This is a genomic window from Lentzea sp. NPDC003310 (assembly GCF_040610935.1).
In the GTDB taxonomy this organism is placed as follows: Bacteria; Actinomycetota; Actinomycetes; order Mycobacteriales; family Pseudonocardiaceae; genus Lentzea.
Window position 1 is genome coordinate 414,883 of sequence record NZ_JBEXNC010000001.1, and the last position, 21,144, is coordinate 436,026.

General features: G+C 71.3%; 12 protein-coding genes, 1 pseudogene and 1 riboswitch. All 13 genes and pseudogenes read left to right on the forward strand.

The window, feature by feature from the left end:
- Positions 1 to 35: 35 nt before the first annotated feature.
- Positions 36 to 1,598, forward strand: a complete 1,563-nt coding sequence (locus tag ABZX02_RS02015; RefSeq protein ID WP_355294230.1) for an ABC transporter ATP-binding protein — start codon at positions 36 to 38, stop codon at positions 1,596 to 1,598.
- Positions 1,595 to 3,322 carry an ABC transporter ATP-binding protein gene (locus tag ABZX02_RS02020; protein ID WP_355294231.1) on the forward strand — a complete coding sequence of 576 codons (1,728 nt, stop codon included), beginning with the start codon at positions 1,595 to 1,597 and terminating at the stop codon, positions 3,320 to 3,322. The genes ABZX02_RS02015 and ABZX02_RS02020 overlap by 4 nt, the downstream gene beginning before the upstream one ends.
- 80 nt (positions 3,323 to 3,402) lie before the next feature.
- Positions 3,403 to 3,504: riboswitch (cobalamin riboswitch) on the forward strand.
- A gap of 28 nt (positions 3,505 to 3,532) precedes the next feature.
- A pseudogene (locus ABZX02_RS02025) lies at positions 3,533 to 3,661 on the forward strand (hypothetical protein); the annotation flags it as partial.
- A gap of 406 nt (positions 3,662 to 4,067) precedes the next feature.
- Entirely contained in the window at positions 4,068 to 5,531 is a 1,464-nt protein-coding gene (tcuA, locus tag ABZX02_RS02030; RefSeq protein ID WP_355294232.1) for an FAD-dependent tricarballylate dehydrogenase TcuA, read from the forward strand.
- A gap of 186 nt (positions 5,532 to 5,717) precedes the next feature.
- Entirely contained in the window at positions 5,718 to 7,082 is a 1,365-nt protein-coding gene (locus ABZX02_RS02035; protein WP_355294233.1) for a SidA/IucD/PvdA family monooxygenase, read from the forward strand.
- Positions 7,083 to 7,104: 22 nt separating this feature from the next.
- The gene (locus ABZX02_RS02040; protein ID WP_355294234.1) at positions 7,105 to 7,392 is read left to right on the forward strand and encodes an MbtH family protein; all 288 of its coding nucleotides are present in this window, start codon (positions 7,105 to 7,107) and stop codon (positions 7,390 to 7,392) included.
- A gap of 43 nt (positions 7,393 to 7,435) precedes the next feature.
- Positions 7,436 to 7,843: an aspartate 1-decarboxylase gene (gene panD / locus ABZX02_RS02045; RefSeq protein ID WP_355294235.1), complete on the forward strand. Its 408-nt coding sequence runs from the start codon at positions 7,436 to 7,438 to the stop codon at positions 7,841 to 7,843.
- Positions 7,844 to 8,108: 265 nt separating this feature from the next.
- Positions 8,109 to 9,935: a siderophore-interacting protein gene (locus ABZX02_RS02050; protein ID WP_355294236.1), complete on the forward strand. Its 1,827-nt coding sequence runs from the start codon at positions 8,109 to 8,111 to the stop codon at positions 9,933 to 9,935.
- Positions 9,936 to 9,966: 31 nt separating this feature from the next.
- Entirely contained in the window at positions 9,967 to 10,965 is a 999-nt protein-coding gene (locus ABZX02_RS02055) for an ABC transporter substrate-binding protein (RefSeq protein ID WP_355294237.1), read from the forward strand.
- Positions 10,962 to 12,008, forward strand: coding sequence for an iron chelate uptake ABC transporter family permease subunit (locus ABZX02_RS02060; RefSeq protein ID WP_355294238.1), 1,047 nt, complete (start codon positions 10,962 to 10,964; stop codon positions 12,006 to 12,008). The genes ABZX02_RS02055 and ABZX02_RS02060 overlap by 4 nt, the downstream gene beginning before the upstream one ends.
- On the forward strand, positions 12,005 to 13,102 hold the full coding sequence (locus ABZX02_RS02065; RefSeq protein WP_355294239.1) for an iron chelate uptake ABC transporter family permease subunit: 1,098 nt from the start codon (positions 12,005 to 12,007) through the stop codon (positions 13,100 to 13,102). Before ABZX02_RS02060 ends, ABZX02_RS02065 begins: the two co-directional genes overlap by 4 nt.
- 74 nt (positions 13,103 to 13,176) lie before the next feature.
- On the forward strand, positions 13,177 to 13,971 hold the full coding sequence (locus tag ABZX02_RS02070; RefSeq protein WP_355294359.1) for an ABC transporter ATP-binding protein: 795 nt from the start codon (positions 13,177 to 13,179) through the stop codon (positions 13,969 to 13,971).
- A gap of 35 nt (positions 13,972 to 14,006) precedes the next feature.
- A complete protein-coding gene (locus ABZX02_RS02075; RefSeq protein ID WP_355294240.1) occupies positions 14,007 to 21,137 on the forward strand; it encodes an amino acid adenylation domain-containing protein in 7,131 nt (2,376 codons plus the stop codon).
- Positions 21,138 to 21,144 lie beyond the last annotated feature (7 nt).

Genomic DNA, 21,144 nt, shown 5'->3' on the forward strand with positions numbered 1-21,144 from the left:
TCCGCCGGAGGGTGCTGCGGCGGCAGCGCGGCCGGGTGGCAGGCGCATCGCTGCTGCTCATGGGACACCAGACGTGCGAGGCGTTGGTCCCGGTCGCCCTGGGCGTCGCGATCGACGAGGCGGTGGCCAGCGGTGAGCTCACCGCACTGGTGCTGTGCGTCGCGGGACTGGTGGTGCTGTTCGCCGTCCTGAACACGTGCTACCGCTGGTTCGCGCGGTCGGCCCAGCTGGCCGTCATCGACGAGGCCCACGCACTGCGGGCCGAGCTCGGGGCCCGGTTGCTGCGCATCGGCGGTACGGCGGCCGCGCGGCACCGGGGCGAGTTGCTGACGATCGCGTCGTCGGACGCCGACCAGGTCTCGCGGGCGGTGGTGTGGATCGCCGGTCTCGCCGGCGCGGTCGCCGCCCTGGGGGTCAGCTGCGTGGTGCTGGTCGGCATCGACGTGCGGCTCGGGGTCCTGCTGATCGTGACCGCGGTGGTGACGACCTTCGGGCTGAACCTGCTGTCGCCGTTGCTGGCCAGGAGGGTGGCCGGGCAGCAGGAGGCGCTGGCGGCCGCCTCCACGCTGGCGACCGACCTGGTGACGGGCCTGCGGGTGGTGCACGGCCTGCGGGCGGAGGAGACCGCGGTGCGGCGGTACCGGGCGGTGAGCCGGGCCGCCGAGGCGGCCGGCGTCCGGGCCGGCACGGCGGCGTCGCTGCAGCTCGGGGTGACGGTGCTGGCGAGCACGATCGTGCTGGTCGTGGCCGTGCTCTCGGCCGGTCTGCTCGCGGTGGACGGGGCGATCGGGATCGGCGCGTTCGTCGCCGCGATCGGCGCGGCCCAGTTCATCGCCGAACCGCTGTCCGGCGTCGGGATGTACCTGCGCTTCGGGGCGGCGGCGCTGGCCAGCTCGGGCCGTGTCGGGGCCGTCCTGGACGACGAGCAGGAGCCCGCCCGTGCGGCACGCGCCGAGGCGCCGTCCGTCAGGATCCCGCTGCTGGCGGACGGGTGCACCGGGATCGTCGCCGACCCCGGGGTGGTGGACGACCTGCTCGAAGCGCTGCGGGGCGGGGAACCGGGCCGGGTGCGCGTCGAGTGGCAGGGCGAGCCACCGTCGCGGGTGCACGTCGAACCGGTGCGGGCCCACCTGTTCGCGGGGACGTTCGAGGACAACCTCACGCTGGGACGACCGGCGCACTCGCCGGAGCAGCTGCGGCCGGCCCTGGTCGCGGCGGGGGCCGACGAGGTCGTGGACGCCCGGCCCGGCGGTCTGCTCGCGGCCGTGCGGGACCGGGGGCTGAGCCTGTCCGGCGGGCAGCGGCAGCGGATCGTCCTGGCGCGCGCGTTGCACACCGATCCGCCCGCGCTGGTGCTGACGGAGCCCACGACCGCGCTGGACCCGGTGACCGAACAGGCCGTCGCGGACGGGGTGCGCCGGTACCGGCACGGTCCCGGCACCGAGCGGCGGGCGACGGTCGTGGCGACCACGAGCCCGATCCTGCTCGACCGGACCGACCAGGTGGTGTTCGCGCGTTCCGCCGGGGACGTGGTGATCGGCACCCACCACGGGCTCCTCGACAGCGAGCCCGACTACCGCAGGAGGGTTCTCGGATGAGCCGGCGTCTTCCCCTGGCCACGGCGCGTGAGGTCCGCCGCGCGGTCGGCGGGTACGTGCGGGACCAGCGCGGCCTCGCCGCCGCGACGCTGGTGCTGGCGGTCGCGGCGGCGCTGGCGGGACTGGTCGCCCCGTGGGTCGTCGGCCGGATGGTCGACGAGGTGATCGGCGGTGCGCAGGCTTCGACCGTCGTCGGCCTCACGGCCCTGGTCGGCGCGGCCGGCTTGGGTGCGGCACTGCTGACGGCGCTCAGCGGCGCGCTCGTGTCGCGGATCGGTCAGCGGGTGCTCGCGCGGATGCGGGAGGACACCGTCGCCGCCGCGCTGCGCATGCCCGCGGCCGAGGTCGAGGAGACCGGGCGCGGAGACCTGCTCAGCCGGGTTGGCGACGACGTCGCCGTGATCAGCGAGGTCGTGGCCACGCTGCTCGCGCAGTGGGTCGGGGCGGCGCTGACCGTCGGCTTGACGATGGCGGGCCTGTTCGCCCTCGACCCCTGGCTCGCCGTGGCCGGCCTGCTCGCGATCCCGGTCTACGGGTTCGCGCTGCGCTGGTACCTGCCCCGCGCGGCGGACCGGTACGCGCAGGAGCGCGCGGCGTTCGGCGACCGTGCCGAAACGCTCGTGTCCGCACTCGAAGGGCTTCCGACGCTGCGCGCCTACGGTGCCGAGGAGCGCCACGTCGGGTTGATCGACGAGTCGTCGGGCCGGGCGCGGGACGTCTCCCGCGCGATCCTGTGGTTCTCCACCGCCTGGGGCAAGTGGATCAACATCGCCGAGCTGACCGGTCTCGTCGCCATCGTGATCACCGGGTTCGTCCTCGTGCGCACGGGCTCGGCGTCAGTGGGCGCGGTGACCGCGGCGGCGCTGTACTTCCACCGGCTGTTCAACCCCTTGGGCCTGCTGGTGTTCAGCTTCGACCAGGTGCAGTCCGCGATGGCGAGCCTGCAGCGCATCGTGGGCGTGATCGGGACCTCCGAACCGAGCACGGCTGTGTCGGCACCGGCGCGCACCGGGGAGCTCCGCGCGGACGCCGTGACGCACCGCTATCCCGGCACGACCGAACCGGTCCTGCACGAGGTGTCCCTGCGGCTGCGGCAGGGGGAGACGGTCGCGCTCGTCGGCGCGAGCGGCGCCGGGAAGTCCACGCTGGCCGTCCTTCTCGCCGGCCTCGCCTCGCCGAGCGAGGGCCGCGTGAGCTGGGCCGGCGAGATCCCGGACGGGGCTGCACCGCTGGTCCTGGTGCCCCAGGAGACGCACGTCTTCGCGGGCCCGCTGGCGGAGGACCTCCGGCTGGCCGCGCCGTCGGCGACCGACGCCGACACCGAACGCGCGCTGCGCGCGGTCGGCGCGCACTGGATCGACGAGCTGCCCGACGGAGTCCGGACCGTGGTCGGCGAACTGGGGCGAGAGCTGGACCCCGCCCAGACCGCCCAGGTCGCTCTCGCGCGCGCGTTGCTCGCCGACCCGGCCGTGGTGCTGCTGGACGAGGCCACGGCCGAGGCCGACAGCCGCGACGCGACCCGCCTCGAGGACGGGGCGGCCGCGGTCCTCACCGGACGGACCGGACTCGTGGTGGCACACCGGTTGCGGCAGGCCGCCGCGGCCGACCGCATCCTCGTCCTGGAGCACGGCCGGATCGTCGAGTCGGGCACCCACGACGAGCTGGTCGCCGCGGGCGGGCACTACGCCCGGCTCTGGGCCGCCTGGCAGTCGGCGCGGGCGTGAGCGTCGAGCGCGCTCGGCCACCGCTGCAGTGGGTGTGCAGCTGGTTCGGCCTCCGTGAGCAGCACGGCGGTGGCCGAGACAAGAGGGAACCCGGTGAGAGTCCGGGACTGCCCCGCAGCGGTGAGGGGGAACGACCGCCGTCTGTCTCCTCGAGAGGCGAGCCCTGAGCCCGTGCAGGGCCTGGGAAGCGATGGCCAGCAGGAACCCGCTGCGGTGTCGGCCGAGCGGCTGTGGGTCAACCTGGACTGCGGGCTCGAGGCGCGCGGCTACCCGGAGGTGCGGGCCACCCTGACCAATCTGGTCGAGGCCACCGGGCAGGTGCGGGTGACGGGCGGCTGACTTCGCCGCGGCGTGCGCTCCTCGCGCACGCCGCGGTTGTCGTTCGGCGCTCGGTCGAGCACACCGTTGTCGTCGCTGGAGTTCATGTCACGGCGCCGGGAAACGGTGGTCGCCACCGCGGCGCTCGCCGAGCATGAGTCCTTTGTGGACACGGGCGGTCTGGGCGACGCCCGTGCTGTTGATCACCTCCGAGACATTGATCTCCCTTCGGCCCGTCACGTCAGTGGGCCAGAACACACGGAGTTTCAATTTAGGTAAGGCTAAGCTGCACCAGCTGCAGGCGTCGTCCAGAGCACGAGCGGACGGCGCCGCCACCCAGGTCCGGCCGAGGTCGACAACGGCCGGTCGGACTGACGGTGGTCATCAGGAACCAGGCGGCGACGGTGCCGGAGGAGTGTGGTTGTCGGTGGGGGAGTTGGACGTGCGCGACCCCGAGGTTGTCGTGGTGGGCGGCGGGAACGCCGGTTACTGCGCGGCCCACGCGGCGGCCGGGCGTGGGCGGCGCGTGGTGCTGCTGGAGAAGGCGCCGCGGGCGCATGCCGGCGGGAACAGCTACTACACCCTCGGTTCGACCCGGATGGTGCACGACGGGCTCGGTGACCTGCTCGAGGTGCTCGAGCCCGACGAGCGGCACGCGCGCACCGAGGTCCCGCCGTACTCGGTGGCGGAGTTCCTGGACGACCTGGAACGGGTCACCGGCGGGCGGGGGGACAAGGAGCTCGCCGAGGTCGTCGCCGAGGGGTCTCGTGACGCGGTGCGCTGGTTGCACTCGCTGGGGATGCGGTTCGAGCTGATGTACGAGCGGCAGGCCAACTTGCGGCCCGACGGGACCCTGGTGTTCTGGGGTGGGTCGCACGTGCGCAACGTCGGCGGCGGACCCGGGCTGGTGTCGGGCCACGAGCGCATCGCGGAACGGCTCGGGGTCGAGGTGCGCTACGACTGCGCGGTCACGGGGTTGCTGACCGAGGGGGGTTCGGTCGTCGGCGTCCGGATGGGGGAGCAGGAGCTCCGCGCGGAGTCGGTGGTGATCGCCAGCGGTGGTTTCCAGGCGAACGCGGAGTGGCGTCAGCGCTATCTCGGGGACGGCTGGCAGCACGCGAAGCTGCGCGGCACGCCCTACAACACCGGGGACCTGATCGGCGCCGCGCTGGAGATCGGCGCGGACCGTGGCGGCGACTGGTCGACGTGCCACAGCGTGCCGTGGGACGCCTCGTTCCCCGACAACGAGAGCAACCGCGCTCTGACGCACCGGCTCAGCCGCTACGGCTATCCGTTCGGAATCGTGGTGAACCGCCGGGGTGAACGGTTCTTCGACGAGGGCGCGGACTTCCGCAACTACACCTATGCGAAGTACGGCAAGGTGATTCTCGAACAGCCGGGATCGGTGGCTTTCCAGGTGTTCGACGCGAAGTCGCGGGCGATGGTCGCGGCGTACGAGTACGAAATGCCCGGCATCATCCCGGTGGTGGCGGGGAGTGTCGAAGAACTCGCCGCGGCAATGGACGTCGACGTCGACGGATTCGTGCACACGGTGAAAGAGTTCAACTCCTCCATCGATTCCAGTCGTCCGCTCGACCCGACGGTCAAGGACGGTCGCAGTGCGGCCGTCGAACCGGTCAAGAGCAATTGGGCGTCGGCGCTCGAAGAGCCGCCGTTCTACGCGTATCCGGTGACCTGCGGCATCAGTTTCACCTTCGGCGGATTACGAGGTGACGGTGACGGCCGGGTGCTCGATCCGTCGGGCGAACCCGTTCCCGGGCTGTTCGCGTGCGGTGAAACGCTCGGCGGGCTCTTCAGCGCGAACTATCCGACCGGCGCCGGCCTGATCGCGGGAATGGTGATCGGCCGACGGGCCGGTTCGCTCGCCTGAGTTCGCGCGGAGTGGGCGCACCTGCGGTCGGAAGCGGCCGCGCGGACCGCGTGTCCGGGGGTGAGCGCCTGCTCCGAATGAGCTTAGGCTTGCCTAAGTCAATGTGCTAGGGTTGGCCCTCGATGAGGGATGTCGGACCATCGCGCCGTTCGTTCGCGACCTGTGACAAAAGGGGCCAGTTGCCGGATGACGATGGATGAGTTGGTCGAGTTCGGTGATCGTCGTCTCGGATCGGGAGATCACGACGGCGGTGAGGTGGACATTCTCGGTATCGGTTTCGGTCCGTCGAACCTGGCCCTGGCGATCGCGGTCAAAGAATTCAACAGCGGGCGTCGCGCCGACCGGCGGCTGACGGCGAGATTCGTCGACGTCCGGCCGCGGTTCGGGTGGCACGACGGCATGTTGTTGCCCGGCACGACCATGCAGATCAGTTTCCTGAAGGACCTGGTCTCGCTCCGGAACCCGGCCAGTCCGTTCACGTTCCTGAACTACCTGCACGAGCAGGGGCGGCTGTCCGACTTCATCAACCTCAAGACGTTCTTCCCGACGCGGCAGGAGTTCCACGGCTACCTGGGCTGGGCCGCGGGCCGGATCGACTTCCCGGTCTCCTACGGCACGAGGGCGACCCGCGTCGACTGGAGCGGCGAGAGGTTCGAGGTCGCGCTCGAGGCCGACGGCTCGGAGACGACCGTCGCGGCACGGCACGTCGTGATCGGCGCCGGGATCCGGCCGGTGCTGCCGGAGGGGGTCGTGCCGGGCGCCAGGGTGTTCCACAACCACCAGCTGCTGCACCGGCTCGCCGAGCTGCCCTCGCGGCCGCACGGCCGCTTCCTCGTCGTGGGATCCGGGCAGAGCGCGGCGGAGGTCGCCGCGTACCTGCACGACTCGTACCCCGACGCGGAGGTGCACGCGTCGTTCCGCCGGTTCGGCTACGCCCCGTCCGACAACACGCCCTACGCCAACCGCATCTTCGACCCGGAGGCGGTCGACGAGTTCTACACGGCACCGCCGGAGGTCAAGCGGCAGCTGCTGGACTACCACTGGGCGACCAACTACTCCGCCGTCGACGCGGAGCTCATCGAGGACCTGTACCGGCGTGAGTACGACGAGAACACGCGTGGTGTGCGCCGGCTGATCGTGCACCGGGTCACCGGCATCGAGCGGCTGGGCGAGGGTCCCGACGGGGTCGAGGTGACGATCCGCGACCTCGGCAACCGCGGCGCCACCACGCTCGACGTCGACGCCGTCGTCTTCGCCACCGGGTTCCGCGCCGCGGACACCCGCGGCATGCTCGGGCCGAGCATCGACGGGTCGTCCTCGTTCGAGGGGGAGCTCCCGATCGTCGAGCGCGACTACCGGTTGCGGCTGCGCGGCGTGCCCGAGCGGATCTTCCTCAACGGCGGGGTCCAGCACAGCCACGGGCTGACGTCGTCCCTGCTGTCCAACGTCGCGGTCCGCGCCGCCGACATCCTGCGCGCGATCACCGACGACCAGCCCGACCGCTCTGACGACCAGCGATTGCCCGCCGCGATCCGCATCGACCCCCGATAGGGACAACGAGGAGCTGCACCCCATGGCCCAGAACCCGTTCGACGACGACAACGGTTCCTTCTACGCGCTGATCAACCGCGAGGAGCAGCACTCGTTGTGGCCGACGTTCAAGCCGGTGCCGGCCGGCTGGAGCATCGCGTACGGCGAAGCCGGCGGCAGGCCGCGCCAGGAAGTGCTCGACTGGATCGACGCGCACTGGACCGACATCCGCCCGAAGTCCCTGCGCGAGCACATTTCCCGGCACGAGACGCACGACGCGGACAACGCGGCCGGCACCCCGGACGCCGCCCTCGCGAACACTTCCGACTGATCCCGCACCACCCACCCCCGCACGATCTGAACTAGGAGCCGGAATGTTTCACGAAGTCCTGGGCGGAAAAGTCCACCGCGCCACGGTCACCCAGGCCGACCTGCACTACGTGGGTTCGCTGACGATCGACGGAGACCTCGCTCGTGCCGCGGGCTTCTCCGAAGGCGAAAAGGTCCAGGTCGTCGACATCACCAACGGCGCCCGGCTCGAGACCTACATCATCATCGGGGCCCCCGGAACCGGCGAGATCTGCATCAACGGCGCGGCGGCGCACCTCGTGCACCCCGGTGACCTGGTGATCATCATGTCGTTCGTGCTGGCCGAGAAGTCCGAACTGGCCGACTACGAGCCCAAGGTCGTGCACGTCGACGCCGACAACCGGATCATCGCGCTGGGCAACGACCTCGCGGAGCCGGTCCCGGGAGCGGTCGACCAGCTCTCCAGCCGATGAGCTGAGTCCGCGCCGGTGACGTCGTGAACGGGTGCTCGTGGGCGGCGTGCCACCAGCACCCGGCTCGACCGGTGCGGAAACGCACGACCTCGCAACAGGAATCGACTGCTGGTCGTTGCTGTTCCGAGCTGGCTTTTAAGGTAAGGGTTACCTAATATGGCCGACGGCTCGCGCCGATGGAGCGCGATCCCGTCAGCCCGGAAGAAGATCGGAAAGGCCCGCCCCCAGCATGCCGAAGACCTCACGCCGTCTCACGGTGCACCCCTTGACCCTGCGGGAGGTCGAGGTCGTGCGGGTGGTCGACCTGACACCGGGAATGCGGCGGATCACGCTGGGCGGCAAGCAACTCCGCGAGTTCACGTCGGCGAACGGCTTCCCGCGGCCCGCCTTCGACTCCCTCGGCTTCGACGACGACGTCCGGCTCGTGTTCCGCCACCCCGGCCATGCCGAACCGGTCCTGCCGGTGCAGCAGGAGAAGGGCGTGGAGCTGCCCAGGAACCCGCGGCCGCTGACCAAGGTCTACACCGTGCGCCGCTGGGACCCCTCGGCCGGCGAGCTCGACGTGGACTTCGTCCGGCACGGCGTCGGCGTGGGCACCACCTGGGCGTACCGCGCCGAAGTCGGTGACAGCATTCATCTTTACGGCCCCGGCGCGTCCCGTGCGCTCCCGCACGACGCGGACTGGTTCCTCGTCGCCGGTGACGACACCGCGATCCCCGCGATCGGCCGTCTGCTCGACGAGCTCCCCGCCGACGCGCGAGCGCAGGTGTTCGTCGAGGTCGCCGAGGACGCTCACCGGGCGGAACTGCGGGCGCTGCCGCACGTCGAGGTGACGTGGCTGGTGCGCGACGGCGCCGAGGCCGGGACGACCACCCTCCTGCGGGACGCGGTCCGCAACGCCGAGTGGTGGGACGGCCGTCCGTTCGCCTGGGTCGCCGGGGAACACACGGCGGTGCGGGACCTGCGCCGCCACCTCGTCGAGGACCGATCGATGTCCAAAGAGGACATCGAGTTCACCGGCTACTGGCGCCGCGGCGAGGTCGTCCTCTCGGAGACCGACGGCTCGGTGCCCGACCCCGAGAAGACGCGCACGCCGTTCGAGAAGCTCCACGACCTGACCGAACTGGTCCGGCCGCTCGCGATCCGCAGCGCCGTCGAGCTCGGCGTGCCCGACCTGATCTCCCGCGGTGTCACCGATGTCGCGGACCTGGCGCGCAAGACCGGCAGCGACGAGCGCGCGCTGGGCAAGCTGCTGCGCTACCTGCACGCGATCGGCATCGTGACCGGGACCGAAAGCCGCTACGAGCTGACGGCGGTCGGCGAGGTGCTGACCAACGACTTCATGGTCGACGCCCTGCACCCCGCCGGGGTGGTGGGCCGGGAGAAGCTCGGCCTGCACGGGCTCACCGAGTCGATCCGCACCGGCCGTGCCGCCTACGCCTCGGTGACCGGGCAGACCTTCGCCGACGTGCGCGCCGAACAGGGGTACGAGGACCGCTACCTCGAACGCCTGGCGAAGTTCCAGTCCGCGCTGGCCCTGTCGATCGCCGAGTCCGAGCTCCTCGCCGGGGTCCGGCACCTGGTGATCCACTCCGGTGGCGCGGCCGCCCAGGCCCGTGAGTTCGTCGCAGTCCACGTGGACCTGCGCGTGACGATCTGCGCGCTGCCCGCCCAGGCCGACTGGCTGCGGCGCGACCTGCCCGACACCATCCCCGACGAGCGGCACCGCGCGCGGGTCGGCGTCGCCGAGCAGTCCGTCTTCGAACCCAGCCCGGCCGCCGACGTCGTGTTCGTCAGCCGTGCCCTCAAAGCACTTCCCGACCCCGACGCCGCCCACGCCCTGCGGCGGGCGGCCGAGAACCTCCACCCCGGCGGCCGGGTGCTGTTGATCGAGGAGGTCCTCGACTCCGGCGCCCCCGACGAGCACGACTGCGAGGCGGACCTCGTCGGGCTCACCGCGCACGGCTCCGGCCTGCGCACCGCGGCCGAGCTCGACGCGGTGATCACCCGCGCCGGACTGGTCCGCGCGACCGCGCACACCGTCGGGTGGGGCACCACCGTCCACGAACTCGTGCCCGCCGGCACCCACTGACCCCGCCGTGCCCCAAAAGAAGAAGAAAAGGATGAGCACACCCATGAACACGACTCCCCAGAGAAGGCGCGGTGCGGCCCTGACCGCCGCGATCCTGAGCGTCGCGCTCGTCCTCACCGCCTGCGGCAGCGCCGACAACGGCGCCGGCACCACCGGCGACAAGGCCGCCGAGACCCGGACCATCAAGGCCGGCAACGGCGACATCAAGGTCCCCGCCTCCCCGCAGCGGGTCGTCACGATCGGCAACACGGACCTGCCGTTCATCGACATGGGTGGCAAGCCGGTGGGCGTCACCGAGGTGGCCGAGTCCGACCTCGCGCTGCTGCCGGAGGACCAGCGCGCGACGTTCCAGCAGGCCACGAAGCTCGGCCAGGAGGTGGACCTCGAGAAGGTCGCCAGCCTCAAGCCGGACCTGATCCTGGTGCAGATCCCCGACGACGAGTTCAAGAAGATCGAGCAGCAGCTCGGGAAGATCGCCCCGACGGCCTACTGGGGCCTCGACACCGAGTGGAAGGCGCTCGCCGAGGCGCTCGCCGACGCCGGCAACGTCAAGGACGCGCTCACCAAGCAGAAGTCGGACTTCGAGGGCCGCGTCGCCAAGATGAAGCAGACGTACGCGGACGCCATCGCGAACACCAAGTTCGTCAACCTCGACCGCTACGCGAGCTCCGACCCCGGCACGTACGTGATCGGGGACATCGGCTGCGTCGAGATCGCCCAGGACGACATCGGCTTCAACTTCCCGAAGGCCGCCGCCGGCGCCGACCCGCTGGCGTACACGAACCTGCCGTTCGAGCAGCTCGCCGAGCTGTCCAAGTACGACGTGATCACCTACCCGGCCGACGCCCAGGGCAAGGCGACCGAGGTCTTCGCGCCGGTGGTGGAGACCAACACCTGGAAGGCGCTGCCGTCGGTGCAGGCCGGCAAGTCGCTCGGTGTCTTCTGCCCCGGCAACAACTCCTACGGCGCCGTGCTGCGGTACCTGGAGTCGCTCGACAAGGCACTGGCGACCCTCCCCGCCAAGAAGTGACCGATCTCGCGCTGCGACGACCCGCCGGTCCGGGCACCAGGAAGGTGTCCGGGCCGCGTCGTCGTCTGATCGGCCTGACCGTCGCGCTCGTCGTGCTCGCCGCGTTGCTGGTGGCGAGCATGATGATCGGATCGACGGCCATCGCGCCCACCGTCGTGTGGGACGCGCTGTTCCACCCGGCGAACGACATCGACCACTTCGCGATCCGGGACTTCCGGTTGCCGCGCACCGTCGTCGGACTGGTCGTGGGGGTGGCGCTGGGTCTCTCGGGGGCGTTGATCCAGGCGCTGACCCGCAACCCGCTGGCCGATCCCGGCATCCTCGGACTGGACGCGGGCGCCACCTTCGCGGTGACGGTCGCCGTGGGGCTGCTCGGCATCCGCGAGATCCAGGGCTACATGTGGTTCGCCTTCGCCGGAACGCTGCTCGTCACACTCGTGGTGCTCGTCCTCGGATCGACCCGGCGCGGCCAGTCTCCGGTGATGATGGTGCTGGCCGGGCTCTGCGTCGGATCGGTGCTGCACGGTGCCGGTTCGGCTCTCGAGCTGACCAACCCGGACGCCTTCGACGCGATGCGGTCCTGGAACGCCGGCACGATCGTGAGTCGTCCGCTCGAGCTGTTGTGGCCGACCCTGCCGTTCTTCGCCATCGCGTTCGTGCTGGTCTTCCTGGTGGCGGGGCCGCTCAACGCCATGGCCCTCGGTGACGACCTGGCCGCCTCCCAAGGCGTCCGGCTGGTGCGCACCCGCATCCTCGCGATCCTCGCGCTGACCCTGCTGGCCGGCGGCGCCACCGCGATCGCCGGGCCGATCGGCTTCGTCGGGCTGATGGTGCCGCACGTCGCGCGCTGGATCGTGGGCCCGGACCAGCGGTGGATCTTCGCCTACAGCGCGCTGCTAGCCCCGATCCTGCTGCTGGCCTCCGACATCCTCGGGCGGGTCGTCATGCGGCCCGCCGAAATCCCCGTCGGCATCGTCACCGCGTTCGTCGGCGCCCCGGTGCTCATCGCGTTGGTGCGGCAGAAGAAAGCGAGCGGACTGTGAGCGTGCGCGGCGGACTCGATCCGCAGGCCGGCTCGTCCCGGACGGGGACGCGCCGGATCGACTTCGGGCGGCGGGTGCTGGTGGTGCGGCACCGGGGGATCGCGATCAGGCTCGACTGGCGCTCGCTCGTCGTGTGCTCGGTCCTCGTGCTGGCGGTCGCCGGCCTGGCCGTGCTCGCGCTGATGACGGGCTCGTACCAGCTCAGTCCGGCGGAGGTGGTCTCCGCGCTGACCGGGGGGACGGGCGGGCTCGTCCGCGACATCGTGGTCGAGTGGCGACTGCCCCGCGTCCTCGCGGCACTGGTGTTCGGCGCCGCGCTGGGGGTGAGCGGCGCGCTCTTCCAGTCGACGATGCGCAACCCGCTCGCCGACCCGTACATCATTGGGTTCTCCCAGGGCGCCTACACCGGGGCGCTGGTCGTGATCCTCCTCGTCAACGGCACGTACTGGCAGTTGTCGGGCGGGGCGCTGCTCGGCGGCACCGTGACGGCCATCGCCGTCTACGTGCTCGCGTACCGGCGGGGCGTGCAGGGGTTCCGGCTGATCGTCGTGGGCATCGGCATCTCGGCGATGCTCGCCTCGCTCAACACCTGGCTGATCCTCAAGGCCGACCTGGACGAGGCCATGGCCGCCGCCACCTGGGGAGCCGGGTCGCTGAACGGCGTCTCCTCCGGCCAGGTCGCCTTCGGCGGCGTCTGCATCGCCGTGCTCCTGGTGCTGGCGGCGCTGGCGAGCCGGCCGATGCGGCAGCTCGAGCTGGGCGACGACGCCGCCGCGGCCCAGGGAGTGCGGGTCACGGCGACCCGTCTCGGGCTGATCGTGCTGGGGGTGGCGTTGACGGCGGCGGTGACCGCCGCGTCGGGCCCGATCGCGTTCATCTCGCTGCTCGCGCCGCAGATCGGCCGCAGGCTGGTCCGCAGCGCGGGAATCGTGCTCGCTCCCGCCGCCCTGGTCGGCGCACTGCTCTGCCTGGCGGCGGACTACCTCGCCCAGCACGTCGCCCCCACCCCGTTGCCGGTCGGCATCGTCACCGTCGTGCTCGGCGGTGGCTACCTCGGCTGGCTGCTGATCATCGAGGCCAGGAGACGCCTTTGAGCACCAACACCAGCGCCGTCGACGGCCTTGCGGCAGCGGGAGGAGCGTCCGCTCCACCGCCGGGCGGCTCACGCCTGCACGTGGAGTCGGCGACGATCGGCTACGACAAGCGCGTCATCTCCCGAGAGCTGTCCGTGGAGATCCCGGACGAGTCGTTCACGGTGATCGTGGGGCCGAACGCGTGCGGCAAGTCGACCCTGCTGCGCGGCCTGTCCCGGTTGTTGAAGCCGTCGGCCGGGCGGGTCGTCCTCGACGGTGCCGACATCCACTCCTTCAAGACGAAGGAGGTGGCGCGGCGGGTCGGGCTGCTGCCGCAGTCCTCCATCGCCCCCGAGGGCATCACCGTGGGGGATCTGGTGGCCAGGGGCCGGTACCCGCACCAGGGGTTCGCGCGGCAGTGGACCGAGGCCGACGAGCAGGCCGTGCTGCGGGCGATGGACCAGACCTCCGTCACGGAGCTGTCCGGCCGGCTGGTGGACGAGCTGTCGGGTGGTCAGCGCCAGCGGGTGTGGGTGGCCATGGCGCTCGCGCAGCACACCAGCATCATGCTGCTCGACGAGCCGACCACGTTCCTCGACATCACCCACCAGATCGAGCTGATGGAGCTGTTCACGGACCTGCACCACGTCGGCCACACCCTGGTCGCCGTGCTGCACGACCTGAACCACGCCGCCCGCTACGCCACGCACCTGATCGCGATGAAGGACGGCCGGGTCGTCGCCGAAGGCCCGCCGGCCGAGATCGTGACCGCCGACCTGGTGCACGAGGTCTTCGGACTCCGCTGCCTCGTCGTGCCCGACCCGGTCGCCGGTACCCCGTCGGTCGTGCCCTTGGGCCGTGAGCGCCCGCCCGTGGTTCGAGAGAAGTAGGTGTGCTTCCGTTGACGGCTTTTGTTCGTGTGGGGTTGACCGCGAGCCAGCGGGGCAACTGGGTGGCGCGGAAGCTCGCTCCGGAGTCCTCGGTGTTCTGCGCGGGTCAGCTGATCTGGCTGGACGGACCGGTCGACCCGGCCGTGTTCGCGTCCTCGGTCAGCGCTGCGTTCGCCGAGACCGACGCGATGCGGGTGCGTTTCGGTGACGACGACGGTGAGCCGTTCGCTTACGTCGACTCGTCCAAGACGCTCTCGACGGAGATCGTCGACGAGGTTCATGGCGATGACCGGGTGCGGGTGCTGGCTCGCGACCGGCTCACCGCGACGGGAGAACCGGCGACGAGCTCGACGCTCGTCCGCCGCGAGAACGGCACCTGGGCGTGGATCCTCGTCACCGACATCCTGCTCGTCGACGGCTACAGCATCTCGTTGTTCATCCGCCGGGTCGCCGAGGTCTACTCCGCGCTCCGCGCAGGCGACCCGGTTCCCGACTGCTGGTTCGGCACCCTGAAAGGTCTCGAGCACAACGATTCCAGGGCTGAAGACGTCACCTACTGGAGCGGCGTTCTCGGGATCGAGAGCATCGGCCACGCGGAGGACCTGTCCGGGGTTTTCTCTTCATCGAGTCGGCCGGTGATCGTCCCGATGCTGGACGGCACCTACGCGAAGGTCCAGCAGTTCGCCCGCGCGGCAAGGGTTTCCTGGACCGACGCGCTGATCGCGTTGTGGGGCGTCTACACCGCCGTGGCCGAGGGGCGTGACCGCATCGCGGTCCGGGTTCCCTTGATGTTGCGCGACGATCGTGAATCCCTGAGGACGCCGAGTGCGATTTCGAGGGCGATCCCGGTCGTCACCGAGATCGGTCCGCACCACGTCTTCGCGGATGTCCTGAAGGTCGTCGCGAGCCAGCTGAAGACGTCGCGGCGGCACGCGGCTGTCGAAGATCACCAGATCGCCCGTTCGTGGCCGGGTGGCCAGGCCTCGTACCTCGCGCTCCCGACGATCAACATCAGGCTCTTCGAGCCGATGTCGCGCCTGGGTGATGTCGACGCGGTCTCCGAGACGATCAGCACCGGTCCGGTTGGATCGCTCGACCTCGCGATCTACCGCGACCCGGACACCGGAATACGGCTGGAGCTGTCCACAGGTTCCGTCGATGGCGACCCGCTTCGGCACGCCGAACAGTTCGGTCGTTTCCTCGGTGCTGCTCTCGACGGGGCTCCGGACCGGACTCTGCACGACCTGAGCACCGGGTTCGACGGCCCGGACGCCTCGTGGGCGCGGGGTGAGGCGCTCGACGTCGCTCCGACCACAGTGGACGCGTTGGTGCGTCAGCGGGTCGCGGCCGATCCCGACGCGATCGCCGTCGTGGCCGGCGGTGTCGAGCTGACCTACGGCCAGTTCGACGGACGGGTCAACGCGTTCGCGCGCCTCCTGGTCGAGCGCGGTGTGCGGGTGGGGGACCGGGTCGCGATCGCCATGACGCGTTCGGTGGACCTGCTCGTGGCGCTCGCCGGGGTTCTGCGTGCGGGAGCGGCGTACGTGCCGATCGATCCGGGCTATCCCGAGGAACGCGTCAAGTACATCCTCGACAACGCCGCGCCCACCGTCGTGATCACCGACCACGACGTGCACGACCTGGCCGCTGCTCCTGAACTCGACCGGCCGCTGGACGAGCTCGACGCCGCCGTGGTGATCTTCACGTCCGGCACGACCGGAAACCCCAAGGGTGTCGCCGTTTCGCACCGTGCGCTCGTCAACCGGCTCGCGTGGGGTCAGCGCGTGCTGGGCTACACGCCGGACAGCGTGGCAATGTCGAAGAGCGGCTTGGGTTTCGTCGACGCGGTGACGGAGTTGTTCGGGCCGTTGGTCGCCGGCGCCCGGATCGTCGTCGTGCCTGCCGAGGTCGCGCAGGACCCGGCCGGCCTGCTCGGCACGATCGCCCGGCACCGGGTCACGCACCTGCTGACCGTGCCGAGCCTGGCCGACGTCCTGGTTCGGCACGACGACGCACCCGCGGCGCTGACCTCCGTCCGGTCGTGGATCTCTTCGGGTGAGGCGCTCACCGCGGGTACCGCGGAGTCCATGCGAATCGCTGCGCCACAAGCAACATTGCACAACTTCTACGGTTCGACCGAGGTCACCGGTGACGGCACAGCAGTCATCATCACCGACACCACCTCGATCGGTGTGCCGGTCGCGAACACGACGGCACACGTTCTAGACGCGTGGCTGCGTCCGGCGCTGACCGGTGAGCTCTACCTGGGTGGGGTGCAGCTCGCGGACGGGTACGTCGGTCGCCCTGGTCTGACCGCCGACCGGTTCGTGGCCGATCCGTTCGGCGAGGACGGCGCGCGGTTGTACCGCACGGGCGATGTCGTGCGGTGGAACTCCCTGGGGCAGTTGGAGTACCTCGGTCGCAGTGACGACCAGGTGAAGATCCGCGGGTTCCGGGTCGAACCCGGCGAGGTCCGCGCGGTCCTCGAACAGCACGACGCGGTGTCCGGTGCGGCCGTCGTCGCCCTGGACCACCCGGCGGGCGGCAAGTACCTCGCCGCCTACGTCACCACGACCGCCGACGAGGTACCGGTCAAGTCGCTCCGCGAGCACCTGGCACGGTCTGTGCCGGACTACATGGTCCCGACGACGTTCACGCTCCTGGCCCGCTTCCCGTTGACCCCCAACGGAAAGCTCGATCGCCGCGCGTTGCCGCAACCGGACCTCGCCGCGGGTGCGGACGGCGGCCGGGCACCCGAGACCGCCGCCGAGATCGCCCTCGCCGGGATCTTCCGCGACGTCCTGCGGCTCGACGCCGACCTCGGTGTGGACGACGACTTCTTCCGCCTCGGCGGGCACTCGCTGCTCGCCACCAGGGTCGTCGCCCGCGCCAACGCGCTGCTCGGCACCGGGCTCACCCTCCGCGACGTCTTCGACCACCCCCGCATCGGCGACCTCGCCCGCGTCGCCGACACCACCGAGACCTCCGGCACGCGCATCGGCGACCTGCCACGCCCGGACGTCCTGCCGGTTTCCCACGGACAGCAAGCACTTTGGCTCATCGACCAGCTGGGCGGACCGGGTGGGCGGTACGTGGTGCCGGTGGTGCTGCGCCTGGGCGGTGACCTGGATCCTGACGTCCTGATCACGGCGGTGCGGGACGTGGTGTCCCGCCACGAGGCGCTGCGCACGCTCCTGGTGGAGGAGAACGGCACGCTGCGCCAGGTCGTCGTGCCCGCAGAGGAAGCAGCCGGCAGGCTCGCTCCGCTCGTCGAGGACGTCACGGGGCTGGACGCCGCCGACGTGGATGTGCGAGTGGAAGCGTTGGTGCAGAAGAGGTTCGACCTCGCGGCCGACCTCCCGATCCGCGTCGCACTGCTCCACGCCGGCGCCGACGACTGGATGGTCGTCGTCGCGGTGCACCACCACGCGGTGGACGAGTGGTCGTTCCCGTCGCTGCTGAGCGACCTCTCGACCGCCTACGAGGCGCGGGCCGCGGGGGAGGAGCCGGGGTGGACGCCGCTGCGGGCCCAGTACGCGGACTACGCGATCTGGCAACGCGAGGTCCTGGGGGAGGCGTCGGACCCGGGTTCGCCGCTCTCCCGGCACCTCGACTACTGGCGTGACGTCCTCGCGGACGCGCCCGACGAGTCCGCGGTCACGCCGGACCGGCCCCGGCCGGTGGCACCGACCCACCTCGGCGCGGATCTGCGGTTCACCCTCGACCCCCAGGTCGTGACGGGCCTGCGCCGGGTCGCGGACGAGCAGGGCGTGAGCATGTTCATGACGCTCCAGGCCGCGGTCGCGCTGACCGTGTCGGCGCTGGGCGCCGGTGCGGACGTGGTGATCGGCTCACCGGTCGGCGGACGCACCGAGGACGGCCTGGAGGACCTGGTCGGGTACTTCGTGAACACCCTGCCGATCCGCCACCGGTTCCAGCCCGGTGACACGGTCGCCGAGGTCCTGCGGAACACCCGGCGCGCGGTGCTCGACGGGTTCGAGCACCAGGCCGCGCCGTTCGTGGAGATCACGCGTGCGCTGGGCACCGAGCGCTCCGCCGGCCGCAACCCGCTCTTCCAGGTCATGCTCACCCACCGCGTTGCGGATCGCCGCCCCGCCAACGGTTTCCGCATCGGGAACACCTTGACGAAGCCGAGCCCGGTGGCGGTGGGCGCGGTCAAGACGGATCTCGACCTCGACGTCTTCGACTCGCCCGACGGGGTGAGCGGGAAGCTCGCCTACGCGACCGACCTGTTCGACGGGGCCACCGCCGAGCGGTTCGTCGCCGTCCTCGAGTCGGTGCTGGCGACGATCGCCACCGCACCGGAGTCGCGGGTCGGTGAGCTGGACCTGTTGCCCGCAGAGGAAACACGGCAGCTCGACGCGTGGTCGCGCGGTGCGGCGGTCGACGTGCCCGGGACGACTCTGGACGAGCTGGTGCGCGGGCAGGTCGTGGCGAGCCCGGACGCGGTCGCGGTCATCGCCGACGACGGCACCGAGCTCACCTACAGCGACTTCGACGCGCGGGTCAACGCACTCGCCGGTCTCCTCGTCGAGGAGGGCGTGCGGGTCGGGGACCGGGTCGCGGTCCAACTGCCGCGCTCGGCCGATCTGGTGGTCGCGCTGGCCGGGGTGATCCGTGCCGGGGCGGCGTACGTGCCGATCGACCCCGAGTACCCCGCCGAACGCGTCGAGCACATCCTCGCCGACGCCGAACCACGGGTAGTGATCACGGACCGGCACGTCGAACTGGTGCGGCAACGCCTCGACGCCGGCGTGACCGACGCACCGCGGCTCTCGCGTGAGCTGCTCCCGTCGGACGCCGCGTACGTGATCTTCACCTCCGGCACCACCGGCCGCCCCAAGGGCGTTCAGGTCACGCACGAGGCGATCGTCAACCGGTTGTGGTGGATGCGGGACGACTACGGGATCGACGCGTCGGACCGGGTGCTGCTGAAGACCCCGTTCACGTTCGACGTGTCGGTGTGGGAGTTCTTCCTGCCGCTGGTGACCGGCGCGGCGGTGGTCGTGGCGCAGGACGGCGGGCACAAGGATCCGCAGCACCTGCTCGACGTGGTCGAACGTCACGCGGTCACGGTCACCCACTTCGTGCCGTCGATGCTGCAGGCGTTCCTCGCCTCGGCCCCGGACAGCAAGCCGGTGGCCTCGGTACGACGGGTGTTCTGCTCCGGCGAGGCACTGCCCGTGGCGCCCGCGGCCGATGCCGTCGCACTGTTCGAGAACGCGGAGCTGCACAACCTCTACGGTCCGACCGAGGCGGCCGTGGACGTGACCGCCCACCCGGTGGTCCGGGCCGGGCTCGCCGACGCGGTGGGCGTGCCGATCGGCGTTCCGGTGGCGAACACGACGACGCGTGTTCTCGACGAGTGGCTTCGGCCGGTACCCGTTGGGGTGGCGGGAGAGCTCTACCTGGGCGGGGTGCAGCTCGCGGACGGGTACGTCGCGCGCGCGGGCCTGACCGCCGGCCGGTTCGTGGCCGACCCGTTCAGCGACGACGGCGCGCGGTTGTACCGCACCGGCGACGTGGTGCAGTGGAACTCCTCGGGGCAGCTGGAGTACCTCGGCCGCGGCGACGACCAGGTGAAGATCCGCGGCTACCGGATCGAGCTCGGCGAGATCAGCGCGGTCCTCGAACAGCACCCGGCCGTGTCGGGTGCGGCGGTCGTCGCTCTGGAGCACCCGGCCGGCGGGAAGTACCTCGCGGCCTACGTGACCGGCACCGCCGACGACGAGGCGCTGCGCGAGCACCTCGCGCGGTCGTTGCCGGACTACATGGTGCCCGCGGCGTTCGTGCGCCTGGACGCGTTCCCGGTCACCGCGAACGGGAAGCTGGACCGCCGCGCGTTGCCGCGACCGGACCTTGCGGCGGGCGCGGGCGACGGCCGGGCGCCGGAGACCGCGGCGGAGATCGCTCTCGCGCGCGTCTTCCGCGCCGTCCTGCACCTCGGCGACGACGTCGACCTGGGCGTGGACAACGACTTCTTCCGCCTGGGCGGCGACAGCATCTCCGCGGCACGGCTCGTCGCGGCGGCGCGCGAGCACGGCCTGACGTTCAAGCTGTCCGAGGTGTTCGTGGGACGCACGATCGGCGCTCTCGCCGCGCTGGTCGAGCCGCCGACGCCCGAGGCCGTGCCAGCCGAGCCGGTCCTGGTGCCGACCTCTGCCGCTCTCGAGCGGCTGCGTGAGACGGACCCCGCACCCGACGAGTACGTGTTCACCGAGCTCGTCGAGACGGGCGAACCGGTCGCCTCGTCCTTCCGCTCACTCGTCGCCGTCACGGACGCGCTGCGCCTGTCCGTGGACGCTTCCGGCCGGCGGCTGTGGTTCACCCACCTCCTGCCACCGGGGTCCGTCGAGCCCCAGGTCGCGGAGCTGGCCGAGGACTCGACCGTCGAGGAGCTCAGGGCCGCGGCCGCTGCCCTCGTCGACATCTCGAACGGCCGCCCGGCCGCTCTCGCCTGCACTCCGACGGTCGCGGTGCTCGCCGTCCACGCGGCGATCGTCGACCGGGCCTCGCTGCACCGTCTCGCGGAGGCACTGCGGCAAGCGGAGTCCCGCCCGGCAGCGCTCGTCCCCGCTCTCGAAGCCGTCGAGGCAGCAGGAGACGCGGTCGCCACAGACGGCCTCGACCGCTGGAAGGACCTCCTCGCCCGAGCCGGGACGATCGACGAGTCGACCTTCGCACCCGGCACGGTCTCCCGCGTCCGGCTGGACGGCTCGCCGAGCGAAGACGTTGTCCTCAAAGCGATCCGCACCGCGCTCCACACGACAGGAGTCGCTTCGTCGATCGGTGGCGTGGTCGACGAAGAGGTCCCGCTGACCCCCGACGCGACGGTCGGCCCGTTCACCGCGGCCGTCACCGTCGCTCTCGACGAGGCCGAGCCGGCCAGGACCCCGGAGCTGGCCCTGTTGCGCCACCACAACAAGGCCGGTCGCCGGGCGTTGCGACGTGCCCCCTCCCCGGCGGTGCTCCTGACCCGGGTCTACGGGCCGGACGGCGGGTCACCGGCCGTGGAGGGCACCGAGAAGCTGTACCGCGCGGTGATCCGGTACCACCTCGCACCGGACACGACGACCATCACCTTCCTTGGCTTCGCGGAGAAAGCGGTCACCGTTCTCCGCGCAGCTCTCGCCGACGAACTATGAGGAGCCC